12 protein-coding genes are annotated in these 12700 nt (G+C 70.9%); all 12 read right to left on the reverse strand.

Annotated features, from left to right (window positions below; genetic code table 11):
• A complete protein-coding gene (gene nuoK / locus QJS33_RS08820) occupies window positions 1-300 on the reverse strand; it encodes an NADH-quinone oxidoreductase subunit NuoK (RefSeq protein ID WP_013156051.1) in 300 nt (99 codons plus the stop codon).
• Window positions 288-1241, reverse strand: coding sequence for an NADH-quinone oxidoreductase subunit J (locus QJS33_RS08825; RefSeq protein ID WP_306367391.1), 954 nt, complete (start codon window positions 1239-1241; stop codon window positions 288-290). Before QJS33_RS08825 ends, nuoK begins: the two co-directional genes overlap by 13 nt.
• Window positions 1238-1789, reverse strand: a complete 552-nt coding sequence (gene nuoI, locus QJS33_RS08830; protein ID WP_306367392.1) for an NADH-quinone oxidoreductase subunit NuoI — start codon at window positions 1787-1789, stop codon at window positions 1238-1240. Before nuoI ends, QJS33_RS08825 begins: the two co-directional genes overlap by 4 nt.
• On the reverse strand, window positions 1782-3149 hold the full coding sequence (nuoH, locus tag QJS33_RS08835; RefSeq protein ID WP_306367393.1) for an NADH-quinone oxidoreductase subunit NuoH: 1368 nt from the start codon (window positions 3147-3149) through the stop codon (window positions 1782-1784). Before nuoH ends, nuoI begins: the two co-directional genes overlap by 8 nt.
• Complete coding sequence (locus QJS33_RS08840; protein ID WP_306367394.1) at window positions 3146-5605, reverse strand: NADH-quinone oxidoreductase subunit G; 2460 nt, start codon at window positions 5603-5605, stop codon at window positions 3146-3148. The genes nuoH and QJS33_RS08840 overlap by 4 nt, the downstream gene beginning before the upstream one ends.
• Window positions 5602-6921, reverse strand: a complete 1320-nt coding sequence (gene nuoF / locus QJS33_RS08845; RefSeq protein ID WP_306367395.1) for an NADH-quinone oxidoreductase subunit NuoF — start codon at window positions 6919-6921, stop codon at window positions 5602-5604. Before nuoF ends, QJS33_RS08840 begins: the two co-directional genes overlap by 4 nt.
• Window positions 6918-7625, reverse strand: coding sequence for an NADH-quinone oxidoreductase subunit NuoE (nuoE, locus tag QJS33_RS08850; RefSeq protein WP_306367446.1), 708 nt, complete (start codon window positions 7623-7625; stop codon window positions 6918-6920). The genes nuoF and nuoE overlap by 4 nt, the downstream gene beginning before the upstream one ends.
• 50 nt (window positions 7626-7675) lie before the next feature.
• A complete protein-coding gene (locus tag QJS33_RS08855; RefSeq protein ID WP_306367396.1) occupies window positions 7676-8971 on the reverse strand; it encodes an NADH-quinone oxidoreductase subunit D in 1296 nt (431 codons plus the stop codon).
• Between the two features lie 175 nt (window positions 8972-9146).
• Window positions 9147-9887 (reverse strand): NADH-quinone oxidoreductase subunit C, encoded by a 741-nt coding sequence (locus tag QJS33_RS08860; protein ID WP_306367397.1) that lies wholly within the window; start codon window positions 9885-9887, stop codon window positions 9147-9149.
• Window position 9888: 1 nt separating this feature from the next.
• Complete coding sequence (locus tag QJS33_RS08865) at window positions 9889-10434, reverse strand: NADH-quinone oxidoreductase subunit B family protein (RefSeq protein WP_306367398.1); 546 nt, start codon at window positions 10432-10434, stop codon at window positions 9889-9891.
• Between the two features lie 64 nt (window positions 10435-10498).
• Window positions 10499-10858 carry an NADH-quinone oxidoreductase subunit A gene (locus QJS33_RS08870; RefSeq protein WP_306367399.1) on the reverse strand — a complete coding sequence of 120 codons (360 nt, stop codon included), beginning with the start codon at window positions 10856-10858 and terminating at the stop codon, window positions 10499-10501.
• 138 nt (window positions 10859-10996) lie between these two features.
• The gene (locus QJS33_RS08875) at window positions 10997-12313 is read right to left on the reverse strand and encodes a geranylgeranyl reductase family protein (RefSeq protein ID WP_306367400.1); all 1317 of its coding nucleotides are present in this window, start codon (window positions 12311-12313) and stop codon (window positions 10997-10999) included.
• Window positions 12314-12700 lie beyond the last annotated feature (387 nt).

Raw genomic sequence — 12700 nt, forward strand, 5'->3', positions numbered from 1 at the left:
CTAGTGCTTGAGCAGGTTGGCGTCATCGAGCGACGCGGACCTGCGGGTTCGGAAGATCTGCATGATGATCGCGAGACCGACGACCACCTCGGCGGCGGCGACGACCATCACGAAGAAGGCGATGACCTGCCCCTCGATGTCCCCGTGCATGCGGGCGAACGCGACGAACGCCAGGTTGCAGGCGTTGAGCATCAGCTCGACGCACATGAAGACGATGATCGCGTTGCGCCGGACGAGGACGCCGACCGCGCCGATGGTGAACAGCAGCGCCGCGAGGACGATGTAGTTCATCGGGTCCATGTGGGCTCCACCTCCTGGCCGTCGCCGTTCTCCGGGGTCCGGTCGCCGACGCCCGCCTCGTGCGGGTGGGCCTCGACGCCCGCGGTGGGCTCGCCCTCCTTGGAGTGGGCCGAGTCCGACGCCCCGCCGGGGAGCGGCGGGCGCCCCGCCCGGATGTCGTCGGGCACCCGCGACTGGTACTCGGGGTCGCGGGCGGTGAGCACCGGGTTGAGCGAGAGCCGGGCGACCTGGCCGTCCGGCAGCAGCGCGGGCATGTCGATCGCGTTGTGCCGGGCGTAGGTGCCGGGCCCGGGCAGCGGGGTCGGGTGGTCGCCGCGGATGCGGTCCTCGGAGATCTCCCGCTGGGTGCGCCGCTTCTTGGTGCGGGCGGTGTGGGCCAGCACCAGGGCGCCCAGGACCGCGGTGACCAGCAGCGCGGCGGTGGCCTCGAAGGCGACCACGTAGCGCAGCAGCAGTTCCCCGGCGATCCAGGGGATGCTGCCGCCCGCGGCGGCGGTCCCGGCGGCCAGGCCGACCGGGTCGCCCACGGAGATGCGGGTGACGCCGGCGGCCAGGGCGCCGACGAAGCACAGGGCGACGACCGCGGTGAGCAGCCGCTGCCCGCTCAGGGTCTCCTTGAGGGAGTCCGCGGAGCTGACGCCGATGAGCATCAGCACGAACAGGAACAGCATGAGGACCGCGCCGGTGTAGACGACGATCTGCACGACCATGAGGAAGGGCGCGGCGTTGATCCCGTAGAAGATCGCCAGGCCCACCATGGTCAGCGCCATGGACATGGCCGAGTGGACGGCCTTGCGGGAGAACACCACGCCCAGGGCGCCGAGCAGGACCACGGTGCCCAGGATCCAGAAGGCCGAGGCCTCCCCGCCGCCGATGGGGGCGGCGAGGTGGGCCTCGTACGGCCGTCCGAGGGAGGCGGCGGCGAGGGCGGCGGGGGTCATCGGGCCGCCTCCGTGTCCTCGTGGAGCCCGTCCTGGGAGCCGTGCCGGCCGCGGCCGGTGGCGTAGTAGTCGAGGTCGCTGTCGCCCAGGCGCATGGGGTGCGGCGGCGCCTCCATGCCCTCCTTGAGGGGGGCGAGCAGCTGCTCCTTGGTCCAGATCAGGCTCTGCCTGTTGTCGTCGGCGAGCTCGTACTCGTTGGTCATGGTGAGGGCGCGTGTCGGGCACGCCTCCACGCACAGCCCGCACAGGATGCAGCGCAGGTAGTTGATCTGGTAGACCCGCCCGTAGCGTTCTCCGGGCGAGTAGCGGTCGTCGTCGGTGTTGTCACCGGCTTCGACGTAGATGGCGTCGGCGGGGCAGGCCCAGGCGCACAGTTCGCACCCGATGCACTTCTCCAGCCCGTCCGCCCACCTGTTCAGCTGGTGCCGTCCGTGGAAGCGCGGCGCCGTGGGGCGCTTGACCTCCGGGTACTCGACGGTCGGCACCTTCTTGAACATGGTGTGGAAGGTGACGCCGAAACCCTTGACGGGATTGAGCCAATCAAGCACCGGTGACCTCCCCCTTCTGCTTGACGCTGCGGCCCGCGGCGGCCGGGGCCGTCCGCGGCGGTTCGGCGAGCACACTGCTGCCGTAGTGCGGTGCGGTGCTCGGTGGCACCGGGAACCCGCCGAAGGCGGAGTCCTCGTGTGCGCGGCGGGTGTTCTCTGCGCGCTGGACCGCCTCCGCGGCGCGTTCGCGGCGCGCCGATCGGATCCAGGCGTAGAACGCGATGAGGGTGGCGGCGGTGAACGCGGCGACGACCGAGCCGATGACGACCGGGGAGGCGCCGTCCAGGACGAGCATCCGCACGACCGCGACGGCGGTGATCCACACCAGCTGGACGGGGATGAGGACCTTCCAGCCGAACTGCATGAGCTGGTCGTACCGGACCCGGGGCAGGCTGCCGCGCGCCCAGATGAACAGGAACATGACGCCGACGAACTTGAGCAGCCACCACAGGGCGGGCCACCAGCCCTCGTTGGCCCCGGGGAAGGCGGTGCCGATCCCGAAGGGTGCGTACCAGCCGCCGAGGAAGAGCGTGACGGACACGGCGGCGACCGTGCACATGTTCACGTACTCGGCGAGGAAGAACATCGTGAACTTCATGGACCCGTACTCGGTCATGAAGCCGCCGACGATCTCGCCCTCGCCCTCGGCCAGGTCGAACGGGAGCCGGTTGGTCTCGCCGACCATGGTGACCAGGTAGACGAGGAACGACGGCAGCAGCAGCACCGCGAACCACAGCCCGCGCTGGGCCTCGACGATCCCGGACGTGGTGAGCGTGCCCGACATGATGAAGACGGCGACGAACGACAGGCCCATCGCGATCTCGTAGCTGATCACCTGGGCGGACGCGCGCAGGCCGCCGAGCAGGGCGTAGGGCGACTGGGACGCCCACCCGCCGAGCACGAACCCGTACACCCCGAGCGCCGCGGTGGCCAGGACGACCAGGGCGGCGATGGGCAGGTCGGTGAGCTGGAGCGGGGTGGTGACCCCGAACAGGTTCACCTCGGGCCCGATCGGGATGACCGAGAAGGCGATGAACGCGGGGACCGCGGCGATCACCGGAGCGGCGATGTAGACGAACCGGTCGACCCCCTCGGGGATCAGGTCCTCCTTGAGGGAGAGCTTGATCCCGTCGAACAGGGACTGGAGCAGGCCGAAGGGGCCCATCCGGTTGGGTCCGTGCCGCTGCTGCATGCGGCCCATGACCTTGCGGTCGGCCATGATCATCATCAGGACGCACACCATCAGGAAGACGAAGATGGCGAGCGCCTTGATGGTGGTGATCCACCACGGGTCGTTGCCGAAGGCGCTGAGCGTCTCCTCCGACGCCAGGTGCGCCACGCTGGTGGCGACGGGGGTCACTGGTGCCTCCCGGCGGTGCTCGGCGCCGACAGCAGGACCGTCTCGCCCGCGCCGCTGCCCAGGTCGCGACGGATGTCGCAGCCCTGGGCGTTGGCCGGGAGCCAGACGACCCGGTCGGCGATGTCGGTGACGACCACGGGCACGGTGACCGAGCCCCGGGTGCCGGTGACGCGGAGCGATCCGCCGTCGGGCACCCCGACCTCGTCGGCCGTGGCCTGGGACAGGTAGGCGCGGGCCGGCCGGGCCGTCCCGGCCAGGAACGGCTCGCCGTCCTCCATCCGCCCGGTGCCCAGGAGCTGGCGCCAGGTGGACAGCAGGGCCTCGCCGGGGCGGGGCTCGGGGACGGGGACCGGGCGGACGACGGGGGCGGCGGCCCGCTCCCCCGCCCACAGGCCCAGTTCCAGCAGCTCCCGGTAGGCGGTGGCGGCGTCGGGCAGGCCCAGGTGGACGTCCATCTCGTCCGCGAGGGCGGCCAGGACCCGCAGGTCGGAGAGGGCCCCGGGGACCTTGAGCGCGTCACCGAAGGGCCGGTGGCGGCCCTCCCAGTTGACGAAGGTGCCGGACTTCTCGGCGACGGCGGCGACGGGGAACACCACGTCGGCGCGGTCGGTGATCTCGCTGGACCGCAGTTCGAGGCTGACGATGAACGGCACCCGGGCCAGGGCCACGCGGGCGGCCTCGGGGTCGGGCAGGTCGTCGAGCTCGACCCCGGCGATGACCAGGGCGTCGAGGTCACCGCGGGCGGCGGCCTCGATGATGGCCGCGGTGTCGCGGCCCGGCTCCGGAGGCAGCGTGCCGACGTTCCAGGCGCGGGCGACCTCGGCGCGGGCCGAGGCGTCGGAGACGGGACGGCCGCCGGGCAGCAGCCCGGGCAGGGCCCCCGCGTCGACGGCGCCGCGTTCCCCGGCCCGGCGCGGGATCCACACCAGGCGGGCGCCGGTGCGGTCGGCCAGTGCCGCGGCGGCGGTGAGCGCACCGGGGACGGCGGCCAGCCGCTCCCCGGCGACGATGACCGCGCCGTCCGCGCCCAGGGCCTCGACCGCCTCGGGGGCGGCGTCCTCCAGACCGTTGAGGACACGGGCCTCGTCGCCGGGCACGGTGCCGATGAGGGTGCCGCCCGCCTTGGTGAGGCCGAGGCTGGCGTGCGCGGCGACGGAGTACAGCTTCAGCCCGCGCTTGCGGTGGGCCTTGCGCAGCCGCAGGAACGTGGAGGGCGACTCGTCCTCGGGCTCGAACCCGGCCAGGAGCACGGCCGGGGCCTTCTCCAGCCCGGTGAAGTCCACCCCGATCGGGGTCCCGGCGACGCGGGCCGCCAGGAAGTCGGCCTCCTCCTGCGAGTGGGCGCGGGCCCGCATGTCCACGTCGTTGGTGCCCAGGGCGATCCGCGCGAACTTGGCGTAGGCGTAGGCGTCCTCGTAGGTGAGGCGACCGCCGGTCAGGACACCGACCCGGCCGCGGGCGGCGGCCAGGCGCTGTCCCGCGATGGAGACGGCCTCCGGCCAGGAGGAGAACTCCAGGGCGTGGGAGTCCTCGTCGCGCACCAGCGGGCGGGTGAGCCGGTCGCCCTGGGTGGCGTAGGCGAACGCCCACCGGCCCTTGTCGCAGTTCCACTCCTCGTTCACCTGCGGGTCGTCGCCGGCCAGGCGGCGGGTGACCTTGCCGCGCCGGTGGTCGGTGCGCTGGGCGCAGCCGCCGGCGCAGTGTTCGCAGACACTGGGGGTGGAGACCAGGTCGAAGGGGCGGGACCGGAACCGGTAGGCCGACCCGGTGAGCGCGCCCACCGGGCAGATCTGCACGGTGTTGCCGGAGAAGTAGGAGTTGAACGGCTCGTCGCCGGCGATGCCGACCTGTTCCTTCGCGCCGCGCTCCATCAGCTCGATGAGCGGGTCCCCGGCGATCTGGGCCGCGAACCGGGTGCAGCGGGCGCACTGGATGCAGCGCTCGCGGTCGAGCAGCACCTGGCTGGAGAGCGGGATCGGCTTGGGGAAGGTCCGTTTGACGTCGATGAACCGGCTCTCGCCCTGGCCGGTGGACATGGCCTGGTTCTGGAGGGGGCACTCGCCGCCCTTGTCGCAGACCGGGCAGTCCAGCGGGTGGTTGATGAGCAGGAACTCCATGATGCCGCGCTGGGCCTTCTCCGCCACCGGGGAGGTGAGGTGGGTGTTGACCACCATCCCCTCCATCACGGTGATGGTGCAGGACGCCTGCGGCTTGGGCATGCCGCGCCCGTTGCCCATGTCGGGGATCTCCACCAGGCACTGGCGGCAGGCCCCGACCGGGTCCAGGAGCGGGTGGTCGCAGAAGCGCGGGATCTGGATCCCGAGCAGCTCGGCGGCGCGGATGAGCAGCGTGCCCTTGGGCACCTGGATGCGGAAACCGTCGATGGTGACGGTGATCAGGTCCTCGGGCGGGGGTGCGGGGGCCGCTCCGCCCGGGGTGTTGGAGGTGACGGTCACGGGTTCCCTCCCGTCGTGGTCGGGCGGTCCGCCCACAGGGTGGACCTGGTGTGGTCGAAGGGGCAGCCGCCCTGCTCGACGTGGTCGATGTACTCCTGGCGGAAGTGCTTGATCGACGACGTGACCGGGCTGGTCGCACCGTCGCCCAGGGCGCAGAACGACCGGCCGAGCAGGTTGTCGCAGATGTCCAGGAGCTTGTCGAGGTCGGCCTCGGAGCCCTCGCCGCGCTCCAGGCGGTCCAGCACCTGGACCATCCAGTAGTTGCCCTCGCGGCAGGGCGTGCACTTGCCGCAGGACTCGTGGGCGTAGAAGGAGATCCAGCGGCCGACGGCGCGGACCACACAGGTGGTCTCGTCGAAGATCTGGAGTGCGCGGGTGCCGAGCATGGACCCGGCGGCGCCCACCGACTCGAAGTCGAGCGGGGTGTCCAGGTGCTCCTCGGTGAAGATCGGGGTGGAGGAGCCCCCGGGCGTCCAGAACTTGAGGCGGTGGCCCTCGCGGATCCCGCCCGCCATGCCGAGCAGTTCGCGCAGGGTGATGCCGAGCGGGGCCTCGTACTGTCCGGGCCGGGTGACGTGGCCGGACAGGGAGAAGAACCCGAACCCGGCGGACTTCTCGGTGCCCATCGAGGTGAACCACTCGGCGCCGCCCAGGACGATGCTGGGGACGCTGGCGATGGACTCGACGTTGTTCACCACGGTCGGCGAGGCGTAGAGCCCGGCGACCGCGGGGAACGGCGGTTTGAGCCGGGGCTGGCCCCGGTAGCCCTCCAGGGAGTCCAGCAGGGCGGTCTCCTCGCCGCAGATATAGGCGCCGGCCCCGGCGTGGACGACCACGTCGAGGTCGAAGCCGGTGCCGAGGATGTCCTTGCCCAGCAGCCCGGCGGCGTAGGCGTCGGCGACGGCCCTGCGCAGGCGGCGGATGACGTGGACGACCTCACCGCGCACGTAGATGAACGCCTGGCTCGACTTGATCGCGTAAGAGGCGATCGCCACGCCCTCCACGAGGGAGTGCGGGTTGGCGAGCATGAGCGGGATGTCCTTGCAGGTCCCGGGCTCGGACTCGTCGGCGTTGACGACGAGGTAGCGCGGGTTGGGGTTGTCGGCCGGGAGGAATCCCCACTTCATGCCGGTGGGGAACCCGGCGCCGCCGCGCCCGCGCAGCCCGGACTGCTTGACCAGGTCGACGATGGCCTCGGGTTCCATGGCCAGCGCCTTGCGCAGGGCCCGGTAGCCGCCGTCGGCCCGGTAGCCCTCCAGGGTGAAGGAGTCGGGGCGGTCCCAGTTGTGGGACAGGATCGGGGTCAGGGTGGTCACTTGCCCTCCTCCTCACCCTGGGCGGGAAGGTGCGCGGGATCGGGGGCGGACCAGCCGCGCTCGCGGGCGAGCTTCAGCCCGGCCAGCGAGGGGCCGGCCGCCTGCACGCCCTCGCCGGCGCGGCCGTCGTCGAACCCGGCCAGCACCCGGGAGGCCTGCTTCCAGGTGCACAGGCCCGCCGGGCCGCGGGTGGGCGCCACGTCGTTGCCCAGCCGCAGGTCGTCCACGAGCCGCTTGGCCGAGTCGGGGGTCTGGTTGTCGAAGAACTCCCAGTTGACCATCACGACCGGCGCGAAGTCGCAGGCGGCGTTGCACTCGACGTGCTCCAGCGTGACCTTGCCGTCCTCGGTGGTCTCGTTGTTGCCCACGCCCAGGTGCTCCTTGAGGGCGGCGAAGATCTCGTCCCCGCCCATCACGGCGCACAGGGTGTTGGTGCACACCCCCACCTGGTAGTCGCCGCCGGGGCGGCGGCGGTACATGGTGTAGAACGTGGCGACCGCGTTCACCTCTGCGAGGGTGATACCGAGCTGGTCGGCGCAGAAGCGCATCCCCGCCCGGCTGACGTGGCCCTCCTCCGACTGCACCAGGTGCAGCAGCGGGAGGAGCGCCGACCGCGGTTTGGGGTAGCGGCCGATGAGCTCCTTGGCGTCCTGCTCCAGGCGCGCGACGACCTCGGCGGGGAACGTGTCGGTCCCCTCCGGGATCGCGGGCGCGCCGTGGTCGTGGCTGTGGTCGTGGCTGTGGTCGTGTCCGCTCACCGGTCCACGCCTCCCATCACCGGGTCGATACTGGCCACGGCCGCGATCACGTCCGCCACCGTGCCGCCCTCGCACATGGCGGCGACGGACTGGAGGTGGGTGAAGGAGGGGTCGCGGAAGTGCACGCGGTAGGGACGGGTGCCCCCGTCGCTGACCGCGTAGCACCCGAGTTCGCCCTTGGCGCTCTCGACGGCCGTGTAGACCTGGCCCGCCGGGACCCGGAAGCCCTCGGTGACCAGTTTGAAGTGGTGGATGAGCGCTTCCATGGAGCTGCTCATGATGTGCGCGATGTGGTCGGGCGAGTTGCCCATGCCGTCCGGCCCCAGGGCCAGCTTGGCGGGCCAGCCGATCTTGGCGTCCTCGATCATCACCGGGCCCGGCGCCAGCTTGTCCAGGCACTGCTCGATGATCTTGAGGCTCTCCTCCATCTCGGCGATGCGCACCCGGTAGCGGGCGTAGACGTCGCCGCCGTCGGAGACGGGGACGTCGAACTCGTAGTCCTGGTAACCGCAGTACGGCTTGGCCTTGCGCAGGTCGTAGGCCAGCCCCGAGGCCCGCAGCAGCGGACCGGTGACGCCCAGGGCCATGCAGCCGGGCAGGTTGAGGTAGGCGACGTCCTGGGTGCGGGCCAGGTAGACCGGGTTCTCGTCGAGGAGCTTGCGCATGGTCCCGATGCGCTTGGGCATCTCCTCCAGCAGTTCCCGGACCTTGCCGACCGCGCCGGGCGGCAGGTCCTGGGCGACCCCGCCGGGGCGGATATAGGCGTGGTTCATCCGCAGTCCGGTGACGAGCTCGAAGATGTCCAGGATCATCTCGCGCTCACGGAACCCGTTGGTCATGACGGTGGTGGCGCCCAGCTCCATGCCGAACGTCGCCATCGCCACGAAGTGCGAGGCCATCCGGTTGAGCTCCATCATCATCACGCGGATGACGTTGGCCCGGTCCGGGATCCGGTCCTCGACGCCCAGCAGCTTCTCGACCGCCAGGCAGTACACCGTCTCGTTGAAGAGCGGCGTCAGGTAGTCCATGCGGGTGACGAACGTGGTGCCCTGCGTCCACGTCCGGAACTCCATGTTCTTCTCGATGCCCGTGTGCAGGTAGCCGATCGCGACCCGGGCCTCGGTACAGGTCTCGCCGTCCAGGGTGAGGATGAGGCGGAGCACGCCGTGCGTGGACGGGTGCTGGGGCCCCATGTTGACGACGAGGCGCTCGGCGCTGGTGGCCTGCGCCTTCTCGATGACGTCGTCCCAGTCGCCGCCGGAGGCGTCGATGTAGTCCTCGGTGACGGTCATGCCGTGCCTCCCTTCCGAAGGTGGTTCTGTGCAAAAGCCGGTCGACCGCAGGTCGCCCTTACGTGGGAGATACGCCGACCGCAGGTCGCCCTTACGTGGGAGATACGCCGACCGCAGGTCGCCCTTTGAGGGCGGTGGCGGGCGACGGGCGGGCGGTGGTCGGCGACGGGCGGGCTCACGTGTACGACCTCCGCTGGTCGGGCGGGGGCACGGTGGCGCCCCGGTACTCGACGGGGATGCCGCCCAGCGGGTAGTCCTTGCGCTGCGGGTGGCCGTGCCAGTCGTCGGGCATCTGGATGCGGGTGAGCGCCGGGTGGCCGTCGAAGACGATCCCGAAGAAGTCCCAGACCTCGCGCTCGTGCCAGTCGTTGGTCGGGTAGACCGACACGATCGACGGGATGTGCCGGTCGGTGTCCGGGCAGGTGGTGGCCACCCGGATCTCGCTGTTGTGCGTGATCGAGCGGAACGGGTAGACCGCGTGCAGCTCCCGCCCCTCCTGCTCCGGGAAGTGCACGCCGATCACCCCCAGACACAGCTCGTAGCGCAGCGCCGGGTCGCCGCGCAGGATGCGGGCCACGTCCGGCAGGGCCTCGCGGCGGACGTGGAAGGTGATCTCGCCGCGGGCGACCTCCACCCGCTCCACCGCCCCGGCGGCGTCGCCCAGGGCGGCCTCCAGGTCGTCGGCCACCCGGTCGAAGTCGGCGGTGCGCGGGTCGTCCGGGTCGGTGAAGGGCCGCTGCGAGGAGACGGGAGCGCTCCCCCGCACCTGTAGCCGCCCAAACCCGGAGGTGTCCCCGGTGGTGGTCGTGCCGAACATGCCGGTGCGCTTGATCGGCGCGGCCAGACGCTCCCGGCCCAGCCGGTCGGGGAGGCGCGCGGCCTCTTCGTCGCGTTCGCGCTCGTTGTCGGTGCTCATGTCAGTCCTTGCTCACCAGGGGAAGCGACCGGCGGAGCATGCGCTCCTCGGTCTCGGTGATCTCCTGCTCGCGGTGCGCGCCGAGCTTGGTGTTCTGCACCTTGTCGTGCAGCTTGAGCACCGCGTCCAGGAACATCTCGGGGCGGGGCGGGCAGCCCGGCAGGTAGATGTCGACCGGGACGATGTGGTCCACGCCCTGGACGATCGCGTAGTTGTTGAACATGCCGCCGCTGGAGGCGCACACGCCCATCGCGATGACCCACTTGGGCTCGGGCATCTGGTCGTAGATCTGACGCAGGACCGGGGCCATCTTCTGGCTCACCCGCCCGGCGACGACCATGAGGTCGGCCTGGCGCGGGGTGGCGCCGAACTTCTCCATGCCGAACCGGGCGAGGTCGTAGTGGGGGCCGCCGACGGCCATCATCTCGATGGCGCAGCAGGCCAGACCGAACGTCGCGGGCCACATCGAACTCTTGCGGGCGAGTCCGACGACCTGTTCGACGGTGGTCAGCATGATGCCGCTGGGCAGTTTCTCTTCGAGTCCCATCAGCTGCGGACCTCCTCCGGGCGGGGCTGCGGGGTGCGGGCGCGGGGTGCGGGGGGTCGCGGGGTCAGTCCCATTCCAGGCCCCCGCGGCGCCACTCGTAGGCGTAGGCGATGGACACGTTCACCAGGAAGAGGACGATCGCGATCAGTCCGAACCAGCCGAGGGCGTCGAAGTGCACGGCCCAGGGGATGAGGAAGATGATCTCGATGTCGAAGACGATGAACATCATCGCCGTCAGGTAGTACTTGACGGTGAAACGGCCGCCGCCCGCGGGCTGCGGAGTGGGCTCGATGCCGCACTCGTAGGCCTGCATCTTGGCGCGGTTGTAGCGCTTGGGTCCCAGCAGCGCCCCGGCGACCATGGACACCACGACGAACGCGGCGCCGATCCCGCCGAGCACGAAAATCGGTGCGTAGAGCTCCACCGGTCACCCTCCTTCCGGCTGATCGGCGCGGCCGCGGGGCGTCGCGCTTGTGATTGCTTTCACTTGTGCGGGCTCTTCTCTGATCCGTCCCGTCGTCCCCGGTGGCGGCTGCGGGGCCGCCCGGAGGGGCGGGGCCGCTTATGCCGCGGGTGCGATCCTGGACAGGCCGTTGATGACCCGGTCCATGGCGTCGCCCTGCGAGGGTTCGGTGAGGTTGGCGAGCATCTTGAGCGCGAACTTCATGAGGGTGCGCTGGCGCAGGCCGTACTTGGTGGCGTACTTCATGAACTCGGGCTGGCCGATCATCTTCACGAAGTAGCGACCCAGCGTGTAGTAGCCGCCGTAGGTGTCGGCGAGGACCTGCGGGTAGCGCAGCAGGGCGCGCTCGCGGGTCTGCTGGGTGGAGCGGCCGTGCGCCTGCACGATCACGTCGGCGGCGATGGCCCCGGCCTCCATGGCGTAGGCGATGCCCTCGCCGTTGAAGGGGTTGACCATGCCGCCCGCGTCGCCGACGAGCATGAGGCCGCGCGAGTAGTGCGGGACCCGGTTGAAGCCCATCGGCAGCGCGGCGCCGCGGATCGGGGTGGTCTGGTTCTCCTCGGTGAAGCCCCACTCCGGCGGCATGGAGTCGGTCCAGCGCCGCAGCAGCCTGCGGTAGTCGACGTCCTGGAAGGAGGCCGTGGAGTTGAGGATGCCCAGGCCGACGTTGCTGGTGCCGTCGCCGACGCCGAAGATCCAGCCGTAGCCGGGGAGCAGCACGTCCTTCTCGCCGCTCTTGTCCCACAGCTCCAGCCAGGACTCCAGGTAGTCGTCGTCGTGGCGGGGGCTGGTGAAGTAGGTGCGCACGGCCACGCCCATGGGGCGGTCGTCGCGCTTGCGGATGCCCATGGCGACGGACAGCCGGGAGGAGTTGCCGTCCGCGGCCACGACCAGCGGCGCCCGGAAGGTGACGGGTTCGCGGTCGGCGTTCTTGGCCCGGACCCCGACGATGCGGTTGCTGCGCTCGTCCATGAGGGGGCCGGTGACGGTGGTGCGCTCCAGGAGTTTGGCGCCGGCGGTGACGGCACGGTCGACCAGGATCCGGTCGAAGTCGAAGCGGGTGCGCACCAGTCCGAAACCCGGGTAGGCGGCCAGGTCGGGCCAGGGGAGTTCGAGGCGGACACCGGCGCCGACGATGCGCAGGCCGTGGTTCTTGACCCAGCCCTCGTCCTCGAAGGTGACGCCCATGGCGGTGAGCTGCTTGACCGCACGGGGGGTGAGGCCGTCGCCGCAGACCTTCTCCCGGGGGAAGGCGGTCTTCTCCAACAGGAGGACGTCGAGCCCGGCCTGGGCCAGGTAGTAGGCGGTGGTGGAGCCGGACGGTCCGGCGCCGACGACGATGACGTCGGCGTCGTACTCGACGCGGTCCCGGCCTCGGCCTCTGAGGTCGGGAGAGGATGTGGCTGTCTCGCTCACGGGTGTGTCCTCGACTGCTCGCGCGGGTGCACCGTGGCGGGCCAGTGCGGGGTTTCGACCCGCTCACGGGGGGCTGTCCTGGTCGTGTTCTCTCGGCGTTATGGGGCATCCGGGCCGCGGTCCCGCCGGTGGCTCTGTGTGCGGGGGCCGTGACCACGTGCTTTGTACGGTTGGGGACTTATGTCATGTCGGACATAGGGCCATGTGTCGCATCCCTCGTGACCTTGTGAAGCACTTCACAAGCTTCTTTTCGGCAGTCTAGCCCTCCGGCGGCGCGGTTGCGAGCCCCGGGGGGTATACGGAGCGAAACATTCTCAATCGCCCCATAGGCACACGAGAGCCACGAAAGACGCCACAGACTGACAAATACACAGCTCACCGCCCTTT

This window comes from Nocardiopsis sp. CC223A (assembly GCF_030766825.1).
GTDB lineage: Bacteria > Actinomycetota > Actinomycetes > Streptosporangiales > Streptosporangiaceae > Nocardiopsis.